Source organism: Clostridioides sp. ES-S-0048-02, assembly GCF_020658495.1.
Taxonomy (GTDB): domain Bacteria; phylum Bacillota; class Clostridia; order Peptostreptococcales; family Peptostreptococcaceae; genus Clostridioides.
In genome coordinates, this window is record NZ_JACVWH010000002.1 from 309,441 (window position 1) to 329,863 (window position 20,423).

16 protein-coding genes are annotated in these 20,423 nt (G+C 29.3%); 9 read left to right on the top strand and 7 right to left on the bottom strand.

Features of this window, described 5'->3' with window-relative positions:
* Window positions 1-51: 51 nt before the first annotated feature.
* The 7 genes from IC173_RS20640 to IC173_RS04280 all read right to left on the bottom strand — a co-directional run bounded on the left by IC173_RS20640 (window position 52) and on the right by IC173_RS04280 (window position 8,710).
* Entirely contained in the window at window positions 52-684 is a 633-nt protein-coding gene (locus IC173_RS20640) for an EAL domain-containing protein (RefSeq protein ID WP_255613286.1), read from the bottom strand.
* Complete coding sequence (locus IC173_RS20645; RefSeq protein ID WP_255613293.1) at window positions 653-2,242, bottom strand: diguanylate cyclase domain-containing protein; 1,590 nt, start codon at window positions 2,240-2,242, stop codon at window positions 653-655. Before IC173_RS20645 ends, IC173_RS20640 begins: the two co-directional genes overlap by 32 nt.
* Before the next feature lie 448 nt (window positions 2,243-2,690).
* Window positions 2,691-3,854: a UxaA family hydrolase gene (locus tag IC173_RS04260; RefSeq protein ID WP_227855203.1), complete on the bottom strand. Its 1,164-nt coding sequence runs from the start codon at window positions 3,852-3,854 to the stop codon at window positions 2,691-2,693.
* Between the two features lie 12 nt (window positions 3,855-3,866).
* Entirely contained in the window at window positions 3,867-4,142 is a 276-nt protein-coding gene (locus IC173_RS04265) for a UxaA family hydrolase (RefSeq protein WP_009891186.1), read from the bottom strand.
* A 20-nt stretch (window positions 4,143-4,162) separates the two neighbouring features.
* Window positions 4,163-5,119 (bottom strand): 2-keto-3-deoxygluconate permease, encoded by a 957-nt coding sequence (locus IC173_RS04270; RefSeq protein ID WP_413927539.1) that lies wholly within the window; start codon window positions 5,117-5,119, stop codon window positions 4,163-4,165.
* A gap of 285 nt (window positions 5,120-5,404) precedes the next feature.
* Complete coding sequence (locus IC173_RS04275; protein WP_227434335.1) at window positions 5,405-7,297, bottom strand: sigma 54-interacting transcriptional regulator; 1,893 nt, start codon at window positions 7,295-7,297, stop codon at window positions 5,405-5,407.
* Between the two features lie 198 nt (window positions 7,298-7,495).
* A complete protein-coding gene (locus tag IC173_RS04280; RefSeq protein ID WP_227855204.1) occupies window positions 7,496-8,710 on the bottom strand; it encodes an FAD-dependent oxidoreductase in 1,215 nt (404 codons plus the stop codon).
* A 231-nt stretch (window positions 8,711-8,941) separates the two neighbouring features.
* Here IC173_RS04280 and IC173_RS04285 point away from each other — a divergent pair, with 231 nt between their 5' ends.
* From IC173_RS04285 to IC173_RS04325, 9 genes are all read left to right on the top strand, one after another.
* Window positions 8,942-10,324, top strand: coding sequence for a TldD/PmbA family protein (locus IC173_RS04285; protein ID WP_227434337.1), 1,383 nt, complete (start codon window positions 8,942-8,944; stop codon window positions 10,322-10,324).
* An 11-nt stretch (window positions 10,325-10,335) separates the two neighbouring features.
* Window positions 10,336-11,685, top strand: a complete 1,350-nt coding sequence (locus tag IC173_RS04290) for a TldD/PmbA family protein (RefSeq protein ID WP_227434338.1) — start codon at window positions 10,336-10,338, stop codon at window positions 11,683-11,685.
* Between the two features lie 179 nt (window positions 11,686-11,864).
* Window positions 11,865-12,398 (top strand): ferritin-like domain-containing protein, encoded by a 534-nt coding sequence (locus IC173_RS04295; RefSeq protein WP_227855205.1) that lies wholly within the window; start codon window positions 11,865-11,867, stop codon window positions 12,396-12,398.
* Between the two features lie 83 nt (window positions 12,399-12,481).
* Entirely contained in the window at window positions 12,482-13,291 is an 810-nt protein-coding gene (locus IC173_RS04300; protein ID WP_227434340.1) for an alpha/beta fold hydrolase, read from the top strand.
* A gap of 197 nt (window positions 13,292-13,488) precedes the next feature.
* Window positions 13,489-15,534 carry a sigma-54 interaction domain-containing protein gene (locus tag IC173_RS04305; protein WP_227434341.1) on the top strand — a complete coding sequence of 682 codons (2,046 nt, stop codon included), beginning with the start codon at window positions 13,489-13,491 and terminating at the stop codon, window positions 15,532-15,534.
* Between the two features lie 257 nt (window positions 15,535-15,791).
* Complete coding sequence (locus tag IC173_RS04310; RefSeq protein ID WP_227482052.1) at window positions 15,792-16,991, top strand: dipeptidase; 1,200 nt, start codon at window positions 15,792-15,794, stop codon at window positions 16,989-16,991.
* A gap of 50 nt (window positions 16,992-17,041) precedes the next feature.
* The gene (locus tag IC173_RS04315) at window positions 17,042-17,737 is read left to right on the top strand and encodes a DUF5058 family protein (protein WP_227855206.1); all 696 of its coding nucleotides are present in this window, start codon (window positions 17,042-17,044) and stop codon (window positions 17,735-17,737) included.
* A 12-nt stretch (window positions 17,738-17,749) separates the two neighbouring features.
* Entirely contained in the window at window positions 17,750-18,427 is a 678-nt protein-coding gene (locus IC173_RS04320) for a hypothetical protein (protein ID WP_227434344.1), read from the top strand.
* A gap of 86 nt (window positions 18,428-18,513) precedes the next feature.
* Window positions 18,514-20,115 carry an N-acyl-D-amino-acid deacylase family protein gene (locus IC173_RS04325; RefSeq protein ID WP_227434345.1) on the top strand — a complete coding sequence of 534 codons (1,602 nt, stop codon included), beginning with the start codon at window positions 18,514-18,516 and terminating at the stop codon, window positions 20,113-20,115.
* Window positions 20,116-20,423 lie beyond the last annotated feature (308 nt).

A 20,423-nucleotide genomic window follows, 5' to 3' on the forward strand; every position in this document is an offset into this window, starting at 1 on the left:
ATAAAAAGTCCTGTCTCAAAATGATTAAAATCATTTTATAGAGACAGGATATTATTTTACAGCATCGTTTGTATTGACTTCATCTAGTGTTTTTCCAAAAGTCATTTTTTCAAATATTTCTTGAGGTATAGGTTTAGAAAAAACATATCCTTGTATCATATCACAATTAATTTTCTTTAGATATTCCATCTGTAAGATTGTTTCAACACCCTCTGATACACTATTCATATTTAATTTTTTTGCTAGCTCAACTACAGATTCTATTACATAATTTTCAGATACATTATCTGCGTTGGGAGAACTAAAAAATGCTCGGTCAAGTTTTAGAGTATCAACTTTTATTTCTTTTAGCATGTTAAGTGAAGAATATCCACTTCCAAAATCATCTAGTGAACATTGAAAACCTTCCTCATGGATTTGGTCTATTACATTGAGTAACATTTGTAAGTTATCAAAGATGAGTGTCTCAGTTAATTCGATTTCCAAAAGTTTAGCAGGGACATCGTATTTATCACGAATTGTTTTGTATTTTTCTAAAAAATCTTTATTATTTAAATGAGCACGTGAAAAATTAACTGAAATAGGTATTGGAGTTTCCCCATTATCTATCCATTTTCGTATCATGGCACATGATTTTTCAAACACATAATGGTCAAGTTTGATGATGAAGCCATTTTTTTTCAAAAAAAGGAATAAAATCATTTGGTGGAATAAGACCTCTATCTGGGTCTTGCCATCGCACTAATGCTTCTGCACCTACAATATTATTGTTTTTAAGATCTACTTTAGGTTGGAGATAGACTACAAATTCATTATTATCTAATGCTTCTTCCATTCTATTTTCCATTTCTTTTTCTTTAAGCATTCTCAAACGTTCTAAATCACTATAAAATACACATGTGTAAAGTGGATGAGTTACAGTATTTCCTTTAATGTTTTTTCGTGCTACATTTGCACGGTCTTGAATTGATACTAGTGGTATATTTGGGTCATCAATTTTATAGACACCTATGGAAAGAGCTATAAAATATTTACATTCTTTATCTTTGTTAAAACTGTTAATATCATTTGTAATATTTTCTATGTACTTAAGAATTTCTTTTTGTGAAATAGTTTTAATAAGAATATTAAACTGGTCATTAGAAACTCTACAAAGTAATTCTTCTCGTTCCAAATAATTAGCAATTACATCATGTATATATTTTAATGTTTTATCTCCAGCATCACTACCAAAAGAATCATTAATAAGTTTGAATTTATTAATATTTATAGATACTAATGAATAGGTTCCTGCTGAAGTTGATTCTATGATTGCTTTAGCTTCCATATCAAAACGTGCCTTACTATAGCCTTTAGTTACAGGGTCTACATAGGCGATTTTTATAAGTTGCTCTCTATTTTTGCGATTTATAAATATAATCAACATGATAAGTAATAAAAATAATATAATAATTAAAATGTTGATAAAGACTGCTTTTTTTAGAAGTAAATCAAACTGTGCATTTGCTACCTTTACTGGAACAATTGAAAGTAGATATAGGTTTTCCTCTTCCAGAGGAACATAGTGCATAGCTTTATAAATACCATCATCCAATGTAAAGTACATAGAACCTTTTTTGTTCTCTTTTAAATTTGTCTTCATTTCTCTAAGAGTATCTTTACCAGTATAGCTTCCATGTTTTTTAATTGTGTCAAAAAAGTTTACAACATTTTTTGGTGCGTTTTTGTTGTCTGAACTTACAATGAAATTTCCATTTTTGTCAATGATTTGAGAAAATCCTTCACCCCCAAAACTCTCCACGCTTAGTAACGTTCTCATAGTATCAAGAGTATTCCAAGCAGTAATAGCTCCAGTTATTTTATCATCTTTATAAAGTGGTACAGAATATAAAATTCCATATATACCAGATTGAGATTTGATTGGAGTAATTGTCTCTTCACCTTGAAGAGCTTTTCTATAAAAATACTGCCCTCTAACATTACCTGTACTTTCATCAGTGCCTATAAAATTCCCACTAGAATCAGCAACACCTAACCAATCAAACTTCAGTAATTTTGATTTTTTAGATAAATATTCAGTGACATTTTTATTGTTATCACTAAACTGAAAGTAAGTATCTCCTATAGAGTATAATATTTTAAATATACTTTTACATTTTTCATTAATTGTAGTGGAGACACTCTCTGAGATTTCTGTAAGATACCGCTCTGTTTCACGATGAGTTACTTTACGCAGTGTCATAACAAAAGAAACACAAACTAAGGACACAATTATAAGGAGTGTTAGTAATAAGGTAATTATTATTTTTTTATTTTGTACGCTTTTAGTATACATTTTTTATGTTCCATCCTCCATCCTTTATTGGCTTACAAAGAAGACTCCTCTCAGACATATTATACCAAATATTTCTATCTGTGAAGGTACTAAATTTTATCTTTACGTCTATTCTTATGTAAATTATTTTAAAAAGTAGAGAAGCTATTCTTATAATTTATACTGGAATTTAATTAAATAATATTGTTATGAATTAGAATATTTTATAAATAAAAAAAGAACTGTTTTCAAAATTATTTTAACTATTTTGATACAGTCCTTTTTGAGGTTGAAAAAACATTTATAAAAGATTTTTAATTTATAGTATATGTATAAATATTGAATTCATAAAACAATACCTTATATTTATTACAAACTAGAAAGTAGATGCAATTCTGTAAATACCAAATTCTCTATGGCCAAGGCTTTCAGCTTTAGTGTGTTTACCATTACATACTTCCACTATTTCATCGAATATTTCCTTACCTATATCTTTAATTTTAGCGCCCTCTGTTATAATTCTACCTGCATTTATATCGATATTATCTATCATTTTATTGTATGTATCACTGTTTCCAGTAATTTTAATAACTGGCGAAATTGGGCTTCCTGTTGGAGTACCTCTACCAGTTGAGAAGATTACAATCTGTGCACCACCTGCCAACATACCAGTGATAGAATCTATATCTTGACCTGGAGTATCCATAAAATATAAACCTTTTTTATCTGAAGGTAAAATCTCAGCATATTCAAGAGCACCCTTGAATGGTTTGTTCCCTGCTTTATACATACAGCCAAGTGATTTTTCTTCAATTGTTGATAATCCACCAGCTTTATTACCTGGAGTAGGTTGACCACTACGTAAATCTTCTCCCATAGTAATTGCTCTTTTTTCTACATCATTTACAAATTTAAGAAATTTTTCTTTCATGTTTTCATCTTCAAAGCGAGTAGCCAATAAATGTTCTGCACCAATTACTTCTGTAGTCTCACTTAATATACTACTGCCACCCTCATCTATAAGAAGATTTGATGCAATTCCTATTGAAGGGTTTGATGCAATTCCACTTGTTGGGTCAGAGCCACCACATTCAAGTGCCAATGTAATTTCGCTTATATCAAATTCAACTCTTACTTCTTTTGATATTTCACGAGCCATCTGACTTGCTATTTCAGCACCTTTAGCTATTGCTTTTAGTGTTCCACCACATTCTTGTATAACAACATAGTCGACTTTTTTTCCTGTTGTAGATATTTCAGATGCTAAATCTTTTGCTTGAATACCATCACATCCAAGTCCAACTACTAAAACAGCAGCTACATTAGGATTTTTACCAAATCCTATCAATGTTTTTTCTGTAAGCTCTATATCAGAGCCAATTTGACAACATCCATGTTGGTGTGGGATAGCTATTGCTCCAGGAACAAGTGCTGCAACTCTTGTAGCGGTCTCACTTGAACAGACAGATGTTGGAATAACTAAAATATGATTACGAATACCATATTGTCCATTTTCTCTTAAATAACCCATTAATTTCATTTTTATTACCTCCTATTTTTTATCTCCGCGACCACGCGTACTTTCAATATTATGTACATGAACATAGTCACCAGTTTTTATGTCAACTGTTGCAATTCCTATAATCTCTCCATATTTATAAACAACATCACCCTTTTTCACATCTTCTGTAGCCATTTTATGAAAAACAGGAATATTATCATTTACTATATAAGATTTTCCATCAATTGAAACTTTTTCACCTTTAACTAAAGGTCTAACACATGTAACTAGATTGTCTTTTTCATTTGCATGAATAATTGCATTCATATTTTTACCTCCTAAAAATATTAGTTTACTTCTATGTTTTTATTTGTTTTAAAAATAGCTTTTTTTCTTTTTTCTCTTTTATCCAAATAGGAGACGAGCATTGGACAGCATATTGCTGTAACAATGATAGCTGCAGCAACTTGTACTGTTGAAACAGCCGCGATTGTAGCAAGTGTAGGGTCAATAGCGGCTAAAGCTTCAGGAGTACCAGCCGCATTACCTGCTGTCGTACCAGTAGCTGCACCTACTGCTGGATGTTCTGCACGTATAAGTTTCATTACAAAATATCCACCCATACCTGTTATTAGAGTTACAGCAAGACCTAGTATAACTCCAGGGAATCCAGCAGTTATAATTTGGTTAAAGTTTAATGCAGCTCCTAAAGGAAAAGCAAAGAAAGGTATTAACAATGTTGTACCAGGTGCAAGAAATTCTCGTATATCTTCATCGAGATTACCAAGTATAAATCCAAGTAATATTGGTATGAGTGCTGCAAATAAAGCTACTATAGGCACATTTGCAAGTCCAGTTACTCCAAAAGCAAGCATCGTAAAAAATGGACCATCATTTAGAGATAAGATAGATATCGCACCAACATCTGTAGAATCTCCATATTCACCAGCAAGAGCAGCAAAGAGACCTCCATTTGAATTAGTCATAGTAGCAACTATAGCAAGAGGTGTAATACCAATTATGCCTTTAGGCCCAATGAATTTACTAACAATAATACCTAGTACTGCACCAATTACAAATTTTGTTGCCGTGAGTACTATGCCCTTAGTCAAAGGTTTGCCTGCTTGTCTTATGTTGATTTGAGCGCCATTACATAGACAAAATAGAGCAAGTATACTCATTGCACCAGTTTTAAATAAGGAAGTTGTAAATCCTCCAATTTCAAGAGCCTGTGGACATACTGTATTAAATAGTGCTCCCAATAGCAGGGGACAGACCATAAGTCCTCCTGGTATCTTTTTCACCGATTTTAAGATATGCATCTAGTATCACTCCTTTTAATTTTTATATAAGTATTTAAAAGCAATTACTATGCCAATATAGGTGTTATATAGTTTTTATTTTTATAAGTATTTTTAATATTCGTATAAAATACTGTAGATTGCTTAGATTAAAAAAATTATATGGAAAAATGTAGCGAAAAAAATAATCTATTTATTATGTAGTAGAATTTTAAATAGAAATAAAGAAACGTTTTATGTATTAAAATTAAACATAAAACGTTTCGATATATTATATATGTATTATTTTTAAACATCACTTTCAATTTCTTTTAACTTTCTCCATAGGGTGGAGCGAGTGATTTTTAGTATTTCACAAGTTTTTGTAGTGTTTCTATTATTTTCATTATAGACTTTATAGATATATTTCTTTTCTAGTGTTTTTAAGTCTAAGTTATTACATTTAAAATCAGCCTTATCTGTATCATTTATAGTATTTGCATATTCACTATTGTATTTTTCTGATAAAATTGAATCAAATGATTCTATAATAACAGCTCTCTCGATTATTCCTTCTAATTCTCTTATATTTCCTTCATATTCTTTTTCAAGAAGAGCTTGTCTGATATTTGGAGTGATAATTAAAGGTATCTTATTGTATTTAGCTGAATATTTTTTTATGAAAAATTCTGATAATTTTATGATGTCTTCTTTTCTCTCCTTGAGTGAAGGAAGATACAATGTTAATATATTTATTCTAAAGTAAAGGTCTCGTCTAAATAAACCGTCACGCATCATATCTTTTAAGTCTTTATTTGAAGCACAAATTATTTTTACATCTATGGGAATAACTTTATCACCACCAATTCTCATAACTTGCTTTTCTTGCAAGACTCTTAATAATCTTCCTTGAAGTTCAATTGGAATTTCACTTATTTCATCGAGAAAGATTGTTCCTTCATGTGCCAATTCAAATACACCTGTTTTTCCTTTTTTTCTTGCTCCTGTGAATGAGCCCTCCTCATATCCAAAGAACTCACTTTCTATTAAAGATGGAGGTATTGCAGCACAGTTTACAGCAACAAAAGGAGCATTTTTACGTTTGCTATAATTATGAATACTTTGACAAAATAACTCTTTACCAACACCAGATTCCCCTGTAATAATCATTGGAGTATCATAGCAAGCATATTTTTTTGCAACTTCTATACAGTCTTTTGTTTTTTCACTTGCATAGATTATATCATCAAATGTGTATTTAGCAGATAGACCTTTGTTTAATAGACTTCTTCTTATTGTATGTTCAAATGAACTTATTTCCTTACTGTCTTGAAATGTAGAAACTGCTCCTTGAATTTGACCATCAACGATAATTGGAACTCTATTTGTAATGATTTTTGTACTTCCTATATTCTGTATTTCACCAATTTGTGGTTCCATGGTTTCAACTACTTGAGGTAAAACTGTGTTTGGAATAACATCTATAACATTATGATAAAGTGCATTTTCTTTTTTTATACCAAATATTTTTTCAGCACTCTTATTAAATAATGTGATTTTAAAATTTTTATCAACTGTTATTATTCCATCATGTACAAAATCTGTCATAGCTTCTATCTGTAATCTTCTTTTTTGCTCATCTTTAGTTGCGTCGAGTATTTGTTCAGCTTGTTGAATGGCTCTAAGTATGTTTTCTTCTCTAGATTCAATTAATATTCCCTTACAATTAAGTCTTTCAACAATATGTGCAACAGTAGTATCACCTATATATGTATTGATGCCTTTTTTTCTATATTTTTCTATAGCATCATAAATTTCTTCTTCCTTTTCAATTTCAATCATCGTTATTTTCTTATTCAATATTTCTTCTATAATATCAAAGCCATATATAACATTATTAAATCCAATTATCCCAAATGGTTCATTTGAATTTTTAACTTCCTTATAGCTTTCTATAATATCATAAGCATCTACCTTAATCTCAACTATAGGTATGTTATATGTTTCTTTTAACATATTGTAAGTTCCACCTCTACTTATGATAATTCTAGTACCATGGTTAATACTTTTTTCGGCAAGTGGTATTCCTTCTTTTAAATTACCAAATACAACATCAATGTTTGTATACTTATATTTTTTTACTATGTGAATCGATTTTTCATAGGTTCCTTTAGTAGGAGCAATAACAAGTATTTCTTTCATAATAATTCCTCCATATTTCATCAAATAAACTTAAAGATTATTATCATAACTAAATTTTATCAGTGATATTTTAATATTTTACTTTATATTTAATTCTAAATAAAGTATTTTTAAATAAATTATTATAAAAGACTGCCTAAAAATAAGATTTTAGAATTCTAAAGTTTTTTAGTACAGTCTTTTAATATATAATAACATCTATTTGTCAAATCTATTTACCTTAAATAATCTCATATTTTTATCTTCTTCTCCAAGGTATAGCTTACTAAGCATTATACCTCCTAATATTGCAAAAAGTATTCCATTAGCTCCATAGCCTAAACAGTACCATAAGTTATGGTTTTTGTTATCAGGTCCAATAAAACCTAAGTTATCTAAAGTAGAAGCAAAGCAACCACAATACTTGTACTCAATTTGTATATCTTTTATATCCTTAAACATGCCCTTTAGCCTTTGTTCTAAAATATCATATTTTTTATTTGCTAAAGCCTCATCTTCTATATCACTAAAGTCTACATCTTCGCCACCTATAATCAATCTATTATCTTTAGTGGTTCTTAGATAATTATATGGGTCACAATTGTCTCTAATCAGAATATTGTCTTTCCAAGAATCAATATCTTTAAGTGGTTTTGTAGCTATATTAAAGGTATTAGATTTAGTTGCAAAATTTCTATTTGTAAATAAACTTGTATTATATCCTGTAGCCACAATTAGTTTTTTGCCATAAACTTTATAACCATAAGACACTTCAGCTGTTACTTTATCATTTGAAAAGTCTATTTTTTTTACTTCTGTATTTTCATATACTTCAAGACCTTTTTTTAGACTTACATCAATGAGATGCTGACTATATTTATATGGGTCTAGTTCTCGTCCACCATTTTTTGCTATCAATCCTGACTTTAAATCAAAACTAAAAGGATTTGTAGATTCATCAATATACTCAACATCAAATCCATTTTCTTTTCTTAAATCATATTCTTCTTTTATAGCTTTTATTTCAAGTTTATTGGCAGTGTAAAGTAAAGTATCTCTTTTTGCATAATCACACTTATTTCCATGCAATTCTATAAATTTATCTAACTCTTCAAGTGCTGATACACAAAGATTATAAGCTTTTAAGGCATCAGTTAGAGTCATTACTTCTGTCAAATCTATCAAATTGTCATCCAATTCATACTGTAAAAGTGATGTGGTTACACTAGTACTTCCATGCGCAATCCTTCCTTTTTCAAGGATAACTGATTTTATATTATTTTTAGCTAAATAGTATGCACAAATACATCCTGTTACGCCGCCTCCAACGATTATAACGTCTGTATCAATATCATCAGTAAGGTATGGAAATTGTCTTGGAATTTTATTTATACTGGTAAAAATAGGTTTACCTTTTACATATTCTTGATTCATATATTTCACTCCTAAAATTTATTATGTATGAGTGTATTATTTTCTATAGTAAATAATATTATACATTTTAATTTCTTATATAAATGGGTATGTATAAATAAAAATGTGATAACATTTTAGTGTAAAACATATGTATAATATATTCATAAGCAATTTGGTATATAATGATGATTAACAAGTAAAAAAGATTGAATAAAAGTTAAATAAAAATTTAAAATAGGAGGTAAATTTATGCTTTCAAAAGATATTGCTTCAAAGGTATTAGAAAAGTGTCTAGTTACTGGAGGAGATTTTGCTGAGATTTTTGAAGAAGACACTATAAATAATTCTATTGGCTTAATAGATAATAAAGTAGAAAATGCAATAGGTGGAAGAACCTATGGTATAGGAATAAGAATATTTAAAGGGTTAAAGAGTATATATGCTTATACAAGTGACAATTCATTAAATAGTTTGTTGGATGTAGCGTATAAAGCTGCTGTTGCATTAGGTAAATTGGAAGATGGAAAAAGTGTAATATTAAATGACAGTATTAAAATAAATAACATACATAATATAAAAATTTATCCAAATTCAATAGGTAATAGAGATAAAGTAAATGTTATGAAGGTTGCATATAAGAGTGCAAAAGAATTTAGTAGTGATATATCTCAAGTAAGTGTTAGCTATTCAGATAAAGACCAAAAAATATTAATTGCAAACACTGAAGGTATATATGTTGAAGATAGAAGAATAAGAACCAGACTGGGAATAAGTTCAATTGCATCTAAAGGTAATGAAAATCAAACTGGATTTGAAGGACCTGGAGGTTGTAAAGGATTTGAAATATTTGAAGATATAGACCCAGAATACTATGCAAAAGAATCAGCTAGAGTAGCACATACTATGTTGCATGCTAAAAATTGTCCAGCAGGTAATATGATGGTAGCAATAGATAATGGCTTTGGTGGAGTAATATTTCATGAAGCTTGTGGACATTCTTTAGAAGCTACATCAGTTGCAAAGGGAAACTCCGTATTTGCAGATAAATTAGGTCAGCAAATTGCATCTACGAAGATTACAGCTATAGATGATGGTACAATACCAAATTACTGGGGCTCTATGAATATAGATGATGAGGGAAATCCAGCTCAAAAAAATATACTGATTGAAAATGGGATTTTGAAGTCTTATATGATAGACAAACTTAATGGTAGACGAATGGGAATGAATCCTACAGGAAGTTCTCGTAGACAGAGTTATAAATTTGCTCCTACTTCGAGAATGACTAATACTTATATTGCTGCTGGAGAAGATAAACCAGAAGATATTATAAAGTCAATATCAGATGGACTTTATGCTAAAAAAATGGGTGGTGGGTCTGTAAATCCTGTAACAGGAGAGTTTAATTTTGCAGTTTCAGAAGGTTACTTGATAAAAAATGGAGAAATACAAGAGCCAGTTAGAGGTGCTAGTTTAATTGGAAAAGGTAGCGATGTACTTATGAATATAGATATGGTTGGTGATAACTTAAAACAAGCTCAGGGTATGTGTGGTTCATCATCAGGAAGTATACCAACTAATGTAGGTCAGCCTATGATAAGGGTAAAAGAAATTACTGTAGGTGGAAGATAGGAGGGATAATTATGGAACTTAAAAGTTTTAAGGATATATTATTTAAAAAAGCTCTAAGTGAAGGATTTGAAGAGTGTGAAGTGTATTATTCCACAGGGGAAAATTTAAGTATAAATATATATGAAGGAGAAGTTGAGAAATACAATCTTGATAAGTCTTTTGGTTTATCTTTTAGAGGTAAGGTAAATGGAAAGGTAGGTTATTCTTATACAGAAATTTTAGATGATAAAGCTGTTGATATGTTGATAAAAAATGTAAAAGATGGGGTAAGAGCTATCGAAAATGAAGATGTACAATTTATATATGAAGGCGATAAGCACTATAATGATGTAAAGACTTATTCTAAAGAGTTAGAAAATTTAGAAGCAGATAAGTTGATTGATTTAGCTCTAGAAATGGAAAGAGAGACTAAAGCTTATTCAGATAAGGTAGTAAATTTATCTAGATGCACTATATCTTATTCTGTATCAAGTAATGGTATATATAATACTAAAGGTCTTGATTTAAGTAATAAAACTAATATGCTTATAGGGTTTGTAGTTCCTATCATAGAAGACAATGGACAAAAGTATGATGGAGTGGGATATAATATAGCAAATTCTATTGAAGAAATAAAGCCTTGTGAGATAGCAAAGCTTGGAGTTGAAAATGCTTTATCTAAAATAGGTGGAAAGAGTATACCATCAGGCAAATATAAAACTATATTGTTTAATGAAGCAATGGTATCTTTACTTAGTACATTTTCTGGAATATTTAATGCTGATTCAGCCCAAAAAGGATTATCTTTGTTGAAAGATAGAGAGGGAGATATGATAGCATCTCCTATAGTTACAATAGTTGATGACCCACTTTTAGAAAATGGTATGGCATCTACTCCTTTCGATGATGAGGGAGTAGCTACATTTAAAAAAGAAGTTGTTTCAAATGGAAAGCTTATAACTTTACTTCATAACTTAAAGACAGCCAATAAGGCAAATATAAAGACTACAGGAAATGGAATAAAATCTTCATATTCATCACCTATAAGCATATATCCCACTAATTTTTATATAGAGAAAGGAGATAAATCTCTAGATGAAATTATGAAGGATATAGGTGAAGGATTGATGGTTACTAGTTTTGCAGGTCTTCATTCAGGGGCAAATTCAGTAACAGGAGATTTTTCTTTAGCAGCTAAAGGTTTTTATATTAAAGATGGTAAAAAAGCATTTCCAGTAGAGCAAATTACAGTAGCTGGTAATTACTTCGATTTATTAAAAGATATTGAAGTTATAGGAGACGATTTAGAATTTCCAATGAGTAGTATAGGTTCACCTTCAGTTGTTATTAAAGAGTTATCAGTAGCAGGAAAAGATGAATAGATACAGAAAATAATTGCACAAATATAAAGGTAAATATAAATCCATGTTAATTTTTATTAGCATGGATTTTTTATTAATTTAAGTTATTTATTAAAGCCTAACTATCCTAATAAAGTTATATGTCAAAGCTTTGATGAATACAATTAATATCATATGCTAATTTTAAAGGAGGATGTATTATGAGTGATGCACATTACAATATGCACAAGAGAAAGGGCTACTCAAGTGATGAGCCGTATCCAGAAATAAAAGTTTTAGGGCCGAATAAGTATTATGCAGAGCTATTAATGGATGATTATTCTGGTGTAGCGAGTGAATTTACAAGTGTAACCCAGTACTTATACCATGACTTTGATTTAGATGAAAATTATAGAGAACTGAGTGAAATGTGGATAAATATATCTATAACAGAAATGTTACATATGGAGATATTAGCAAAGACTATAAGATTATTGGGTGGAAATCCTATATATAGAGGTTCGACAAGTTCTTGTGGTGCATATTGGAATGGTGGTTTTGTATTTTATGGAGATTCTATTTGTAGTAGATTAAAATCGGATTTAAATTTAGAGTATGTGGCTATTGAGAATTATTACAAGGATATAAGTATTATTGAAGACCCTTATATAAAAGCTATATTAAATAGAATAATTTTAGATGAAAAGGTCCATGTAGGTTTGTTTAAAAAAGCAATAGAAAAGTATTGCAGATAAACTCGAAAGTTTATTTATTCATCATTTTATTCATATATATAAAATGACTATCATACATTTTCTTGAAGGGAGTTGCTATTGATATGTATTATGTATATGTAAATGATATAAATATAGCAGTTTATGATTTAAATCCGAGTGCTAAAAAAACAGTACTTTTTATACATGGCTGGCCATTAGGACATAAGATATTTGAATATCAAACAAATATATTACCAAAACTCGGATATAGAACCGTTTCAATTGATTTAAGAGGGTTTGGTAAGTCTGCTGCAACATCAGGAGGGTATAATTATAGTCAATTAGCAGATGATATTTATAAGGTGGTACATGCCATTGGATTAAGGGATTTTACCCTTGTTGGTTTTTCAATGGGAGGAGCAATTGTACTTAGATATATGAGTCTGTTTCATGGCTATGGAGTATCAAAATTAGCATTACTTGCTGCTGCTGCACCATCGTTTGTACAAAGACCTCCAGAGTTTCCATATGGTATGACACGTGAGGATGTTAATAAACTGATAGCTCAGGCATGTACTGATAGACCAGAAATGGTAAGTAATTTTGGAGAAAAAGTATTTGCATCGAATCCATCAGAAAGCTTTAGAAGGTGGTTTAACGACATTGGTTTTAGTGCATCAGGTATTGGAACTATTGGAACAGCTGTATCTTTAAGAGATGAAAAATTGTTTAATGATTTAAAATGTGTAAGAGTGCCTACTGGTATATTTCATGGGAAATTAGACCAAGTATGCCCATATGAATTTGCAGTTTTTATGAATGAAAAAATAGAGGATTCAACTTTATATACTTTTGAGTATAGCGGTCATGCAATATTCTATGATGAACTTAAACTATTTAATCAAGAATTCTTGCAGTTTTTAGAGGAATAGAAATATCTTATTAATAATTAAAAATATGGTGATATTATATAAAATGGTATAGATTAAATTCTATACCATTTTATTTTTGAGTAGAAAATATTACCAAATAGTATAAAATATGATTTTTAAGATTTAAAATTTTTTTAAAAAGTGCTACAATAGACCAAATTATTAGTTTCTATATTAACTAAACAGGAGGTGATGGTATGAAAAAACATAATATTTTATTTGTATCAACTGATGACAAAATAAATATAGATATCTCAAAACAATTAGAAAATATATTTGGAGAATTTTGTAATATAGATAATTTAGTCTATATGGATAGCATAAATATTGAACTATTAAAGTATGAACTTATAGTGTGTTCAGATAATGAGATAAAAGAGCATATACACAATAATATCGATAAAAATATACCTATTGTAATAGTACATCGTACAATAAATATTGAAAATATAAACCAGATAATAAGTATAGAAAATGATTCTGAAGTTATGGTTATAGATGATTATAAAGAGTCAGCAGATGAAACAGCCAAGATAATTAGAAAATTAGGATTAATTCATATTAATTTAATACCATATTATCCAGGATGTGATAAGTCTAAATGTGAGATTGGAATTATTACAGGAAGTAGAAATAGAGTACCACAGAACTTAAAGCAAATAATAGATATAGGTGCTAAAATAATAGATATAAATACAGTTATAGAAATCTTTACAAAACTTAATATATCTATAGATAAATTACATATTATCAAAGAAAAATATAATGAAGACACAGTAAGTGGATATAGATACTATACAACTATGAATAAAACTATGAAGAGTTTTTTGGAGATTATCGATGAAGGGATTGCTTCTATTGATAAATTAGGGAAGTTTATATATTGCAATAAAGTATTTTCTAATCTAGTTGGAGTAGACCAAAATCAGATTATATCTAATAATTTTATGGATTTATTTAGTGATAAAATTATCAAAAAAATATTTTTTCAAGAGGATGAAGTCAGTGATGAAGTAGTAAGCCTAAATAACAAAAAACTCATAATTAATAAAGTAAATGTGTATGAAAATAATGAGCGAATAAAAAGTATTATAAGCATTAAAGATATAAGTGCAATTCAGATGCTTGAGGATAAGATTCAAAATAAATTTCATACAAAGGGATTTGTATCAAAGTACACATTTGAGAATGTTGTAGGTGAGACTAAAATAATAAAAGAAAAAATTAATATCGCAAGAAAGATAGCATCTACAGATTTTTCTGTGTTGATACTTGGAGAAAATGGAACAGGAAAGGAAATATTTGCTCAGGCAATACATAATGAATCTCTAAGAAAAGACAAGCCATTTGTTGCAGTTAATCTATCTTCTTTGTCAGATACACTTATTGAAAGTGAGCTTTTTGGCTATGAAGAAGGAAGTTTCACAGGTGCGATAAAAGGCGGAAAAATAGGGATATTTGAAAGAGCGCATACAGGAACAATTTTTTTAGATGAGATAGGTGATATATCTCTAGAGGTACAGCAAAGATTGTTGAGAGTCTTACAAGAAAAAGAAGTTATGAGAATGGGTGGAAGTAAAATTATACCAGTAGATGTTAGGATTATAGCTGCTACAAATAAGGATTTAAAGAAAAAAATTAAAGAAGGTTCTTTTAGGGAAGATTTGTATTATAGGATTAATGTATTACATATAGAAATACCAAGGCTTAGAGAGCGTAAGGAAGATATACCTCTTATAAGTAAGTATTTTTTGGATGAAATAAATAGTAATAAATGTTTTACAGAAAAATCAATGCAAGTATTAAAATTGTATGAGTGGCCAGGTAATGTAAGGGAGCTTAAGAATTTGATTTATTATATTGACACTATAGTGGAGGAAGATAGAGTAGACTATGAGCATTTGCCGGAACAATTTAAATTTGAAAATAACAATACTTTAGTTAATGAAAACTTTGATTCAATTATATTGGATTTCAAACAATCAAATTTCTTTAATGAAAGTATTTGTATATTGATGAGTATAGAAACTTGGAATAATAAAAATATATCATTAGGAAGAAATAAATTACAAGAAATCTTAAAAGAAAAAAGTATGACATTAAGTGTAGACCAAATTAGAAAAAGAATAGATAAATTAAAAAATCATGGATTGCTGTCATCTGGAGTAAAAAAACAAGGGAGTTTTATAACTGATGAAGGAAAGAATTTTATATCATATATAAAATTTAAGGGGGAAATATAGGGGTATATAAATGTAAAATCCCCTAAAAACTCCCTATAATAATCTTAAATAATTAAAATTATTTTAAATATTGAGATAATTTTAAAAATATTAAATTAAAAATAAAAAATATTATTTCTAATAAACAGTAGTAAATCATCACTTTACTACTGTTTTTATTTTTGAAAGATTTAGTATGCAATTAAAATTTATATTTTGGCATATCAATTGCTACATAGTGAAAATATAAAAAACTGTAGAATTTGGAGGATATTGTTATGAAGTCAGCTTATAAAGGCTATGAAGCTTATAGTTATTTAGAAAAGGGAAAAGATATCTCATCTATTGAGATGTGTAAAGGAGATAAGAGAGTAAAAGAATACCTTATCGAGTTAGATGATATTCAAGAAGCTAAGGTTAAAAATATAGTGGATGACAAAATATTTATATCACTACATGAACATCCAGTTTTATTTCCAGAACACTTAGAAAGAGATATATTTGAATACAATAGAGAGGGTAAACAAAGATGTGCTTATGAAGCATTATCAAGAGGATATTACGATGCTATATTTGATAATTTAATGGATGGTGTATGTACAATAACATCAAGCTCAGGATGGAAGTGGGATGATATATTAATAGATTTAGGTATGAGATTATGTGACTTAGCACACCAAGATTTTGTTATAAAGTGTGAAAAAGTAGAAGATATATACAGAGCAAAAAAAGAAGGAAAAGTGGCCTTGATACCTACTTTAGAAGGAGCTGCACCAATAGAAAATGAACTTGATAGAATAGATATTTTGTATGGATTTGGCATAAGGTTAATGGGTATAACATATAGTGAATCTAATGCATTGGGTTCAGGATTGAAAGAAGAAAAAGATGGTGGACTTACGAATTTTGGTAGAAAAGCTGTTGAAAGAATGAATAAGATTGGAATGGCAATAGATTGCTCTCATGTTGGAGTTCAAACGACACTTGATGTTATAGAACACAGTAAGGACCCAATAATATTGAGTCATGTTGGGGCAAGAAGTCTGTGGAACACAAAGAGATTAACGCCAGATGAAGTACTAATAGCATGTGCGAAAAAGGGTGGGGTTATAGGTGTAGAAGCAGCACCACATACTACAATAACTGAAAAAAACAAAGAACATTCAATAGAGTCATTTATGGAACATTTTGAGTATATTAAAAATCTAGTAGGGATAGACCATGTGGCTTTTGGACCAGATACAGTATACGGTGACCATGTTAAATTACATTCAGTGTTAGCTGCTAAATTTGATATTAAAAAAATAACTGGGACAAAGGAGCATCCTAAAGTAGAGTATGTAAAAGGTCTTGAAAATCCAACTGAAACTTCAAAAAATATTGTCAGATATTTAGTAAAACATGGATATAGTGATGAGGAAATAGAAAAGGTGTTGGGTGGAAACATACTTAGAGTATTGAATAAGGTTTGGAAATAAGGCTTAAATGTTTTAATAAAATTTGAGGATTTATAGGGAGGTTTTTTGCAATGGATTATTTAAAATTAGCCAATCATCCACTTTTGTGGATAGCAAGTACAGTAGCTGTATCAATAGTAGTAGTACAATCTCTTGTATTTGCTATAAAATCTTGTAAAGTTGGGAAGACGATGGGAATAACTGATAAGCAAATAAAATCAGCTATTAAGAGTAGTGCTATTTCAGCTATAGGCCCATCAATGACTATATTTGCTGGGATGGTTTCACTTATAGTAACTATGGGTGGACCTATAGCATGGATGAGATTATCATTTATAGGTTCTGTAATTTTTGAATCTATGTCAGCTAGGTTTGGAACAGATGCGTTAGGGATAACTTTGGGTTCTCCTGAGATGACAAAAGTAGCATTTACAAATGCAGTTTGGACTATGATATTAGGTTCTTTAGGGTGGATAATATTTACATTATTGTTTGGGCATAAGTTAGATAAAATAACGAATGTTATTTCTAGTGGTAAGAAATCATTTATACCAATAATATCTGTAGGAGCAATGTTAGGTTCATTTGCATACCTAAATGCTGATAGAGTGTTGCGTTTTGACAATGGAACAATTGCATGTATAAGTGGAATGATAATAATGGTAATACTTTGTATGATTGAAAAAAAGAAAAATATAAAATGGCTGAGAGAGTGGGGTCTTACAATATCAATGTTTAGTGGGATGATAATAGGTTCAATAATATAAGGGGGGAGTTTTATGAGTAAAGTAAAATCTATATACAATGAAGAGTACTTACCTTTTATGATAAGGTATGGTAGATTGACATTATCTTTAGGTATTATAGAAGCATTAGTTCCTGGAATAATTTTAAGTTTTGGATTTGGTCTTATGCCTCCAATATCAGCATTATTAGCAAGTACAATGGCAATAGTTAGTATGAGCGCACCAAACTACATAATAGAGCCAGTTTCTTATTCACCAATTTTAGGGATACCAGGAACTTATATGAGTTTTCTTTCTGGAAATATATCTAATATGAGACTGCCATGTTCAATAGCAGCTCAAAAAGCAGCAGAAGTTGAATCTGGAACAGAAGAAGGTTCAATAATATCTACTATAGGAATAGCTGTATCTATTCTAGTAAATATAAGTATTTTGACTTTTGGAGTAATTTTAGGAGGAAGTGTGTTGTCTAAAATACCACCTGAAGTAGTAGAAAAATTGAATTTAATCTTACCAGCTCTATTTGGGTCAGTGTTTGGACAAGTTTTTTTACAAGATAAAAAACTAGGATTAGTAGCAATTGTAATAGCTGTATTGACTATTATATTATCAAAGCAAGGTATAATACCACAATCTTTAGTAGTTCTTATATGTGTATTTGGTACTATATTGATTGCAAGAATTATGCATAAAGATAAACTTAGAGACTAGTAAAATTAAAGAAGTAAAAAGTTTAAAATATAAAGAATTATAGTAAAGGCTACTGCAATAAAATTATATTTTAAGAGGTGAATAATGTGGCATATGATTTAGTTTTAAAAAATGGATTTATAGTAGATGGTACTGGAGAAAATGGTTTTTATGGAGATATAGCTATAAAAAATAATTTAATAGTAAGAATAGATTCTGAGATAAATGATGATACAAATAAAATGATAGATTGTCATAAAAAAGTTGTAACACCTGGATTTATTGACCCTCATGTTCATGAAGAAATAGTAGCAATACTAGATGGTAAATTTGAAAAATTCCTAAAACAAGGTGTTACAACAACTATAAATGGTAATTGTGGTCACTCTATAACACCATATTCTTCTGAAAATATATATGAATATATGTATAAAAATGGTCTATTACTTGAAGAAGAAAAAAAGTATCTTATAGATAAAAATAAGCATTGGGATAGTTTTATAGAATATTGTGACCTTATATCTAAGAGTGGAATAGCTATTAATATGGGATTTTTATTGGGTCATGGGACTATAAGATGGAGTGTTATGGGAGGGTCTAAAGATAGACCTCCTACAAAAAAAGAAAAAAATGAAATTACAGATATAATAAATGATGGCATGAAAAGTGGTGCTTTTGGAATATCTACTGGATTGGCATATATACCAAGTAAGTATGCTGATATTGATGAACTTGTTGATATTGCAAAGTTAATTAAGGAACATGATGGTATATATACATCCCATATTAGAGATTACATAGGAAGATATAATGCAGTAAAAGAAACTATAGAGGTAGGTCAAAAAAGTGGTGCTAGAGTTCAAGTATCACATTTAAGTCCAGTTGAAATAGAAGCCTTTGATGAGATATTAAAAGCTAGATACAATGGTGTTGATATAATGGTTGATACAGTACCAAGAAGTTCTGGACATTGTATGAAGAAAAAAAGAGTACTTCAATTTATTATGGCAATATCATCTAGTTTGTTTGAATTAGGTATGGATGGAGTTATGGATGCTCTTAGTAATGAAGAAGGAAGAGCTTTGATATTAAAAGAGGCATTTATACTTGGAGATAGAGGAAGTATAATACTTCTAAATACCAATGATATTGATATGGAAAAGAAATCAATACGTGAAATAGCTATGCAAAAAGGTATAGATGAGAATAAGTTATTACTAGATTTACTTTTATATGGAGATGAAGAACTTATATTTTGTCTAGGAGGAATGTACAGGGGAGATTTTCCTGATAAATTACATGATAAAAAGATAATAAATAATCCATTTGTTATGGTTGGTTCAGATTGTTTGTTTAGTGTAGGTGGAGATATGTCATGGTTTGAGCTTCAAAGAAGAGGGGCATTTCCAATTTTCTTTGATATGTATAAAAAATCAGGTGTAAGATTGGAAGAAGTAGTAAGAAGGGTAACTTCATTACCAGCTAACCAGTTTAAAATAAAGGATAGAGGTATACTTAAAGAGGGTAAAATAGCTGATATAGCGGTTATTGATATGGAAAACTACGGCTATCCTAGGTCTGAAGAGATTGACTTCTCAAATCCACAGTTATTAGCCAAAGGTGTTGAATATGTAATTGTAAATGGAAAAATTGCATTAGAAGAAGGTAAAGTTACTAAAAATCCATGTGGTGAAGTATTAAAAAGATAGATTATTAAAAAGATAGATTATTAAAAAGATAAAGTATTAAAAAATAATAGAAATTTAGAAATTAAATAAATAGCTAGTAAGAAAAAACGAAGTTTGAATATTATTTAAATAAAAATCACTCTTCGTTTTTTCTCGTAATAGTAATAGATATTAATTTATAGCAATAATAAAAAGCATGAGTAATAAGAAATGTACAAAAAATAATTTACTTTTATAATAAAAAATTAAGATTTTTATTTATTGAAATATGTAGAAAAATTGGGAAAATAAATGGTTATAATTTTGAAAAATAAATTTTTTGTAAGTAT

Excerpts from the sequence above, each read along its gene's own strand:
- IC173_RS04315 (WP_227855206.1), top strand. The coding sequence starts at position 17,042 with ATGGATTATTTAAAATTAGCCAATCATCCACTTTTGTGGATAGCAAGT.
- IC173_RS04290 (WP_227434338.1), top strand. The coding sequence starts at position 10,336 with ATGGAACTTAAAAGTTTTAAGGATATATTATTTAAAAAAGCTCTAAGT.
- IC173_RS04265 (WP_009891186.1), bottom strand. The coding sequence starts at position 4,142 with ATGAATGCAATTATTCATGCAAATGAAAAAGACAATCTAGTTACATGT.
- IC173_RS04320 (WP_227434344.1), top strand. The coding sequence starts at position 17,750 with ATGAGTAAAGTAAAATCTATATACAATGAAGAGTACTTACCTTTTATG.
- IC173_RS04300 (WP_227434340.1), top strand. The coding sequence starts at position 12,482 with ATGTATTATGTATATGTAAATGATATAAATATAGCAGTTTATGATTTA.
- IC173_RS04260 (WP_227855203.1), bottom strand. The coding sequence starts at position 3,854 with ATGAAATTAATGGGTTATTTAAGAGAAAATGGACAATATGGTATTCGT.
- IC173_RS04295 (WP_227855205.1), top strand. The coding sequence starts at position 11,865 with ATGAGTGATGCACATTACAATATGCACAAGAGAAAGGGCTACTCAAGT.
- IC173_RS04305 (WP_227434341.1), top strand. The coding sequence starts at position 13,489 with ATGAAAAAACATAATATTTTATTTGTATCAACTGATGACAAAATAAAT.
- IC173_RS20645 (WP_255613293.1), bottom strand. The coding sequence starts at position 2,242 with ATGACACTGCGTAAAGTAACTCATCGTGAAACAGAGCGGTATCTTACA.
- IC173_RS04280 (WP_227855204.1), bottom strand. The coding sequence starts at position 8,710 with ATGAATCAAGAATATGTAAAAGGTAAACCTATTTTTACCAGTATAAAT.
- IC173_RS04310 (WP_227482052.1), top strand. The coding sequence starts at position 15,792 with ATGAAGTCAGCTTATAAAGGCTATGAAGCTTATAGTTATTTAGAAAAG.
- IC173_RS04285 (WP_227434337.1), top strand. The coding sequence starts at position 8,942 with ATGCTTTCAAAAGATATTGCTTCAAAGGTATTAGAAAAGTGTCTAGTT.
- IC173_RS04275 (WP_227434335.1), bottom strand. The coding sequence starts at position 7,297 with ATGAAAGAAATACTTGTTATTGCTCCTACTAAAGGAACCTATGAAAAA.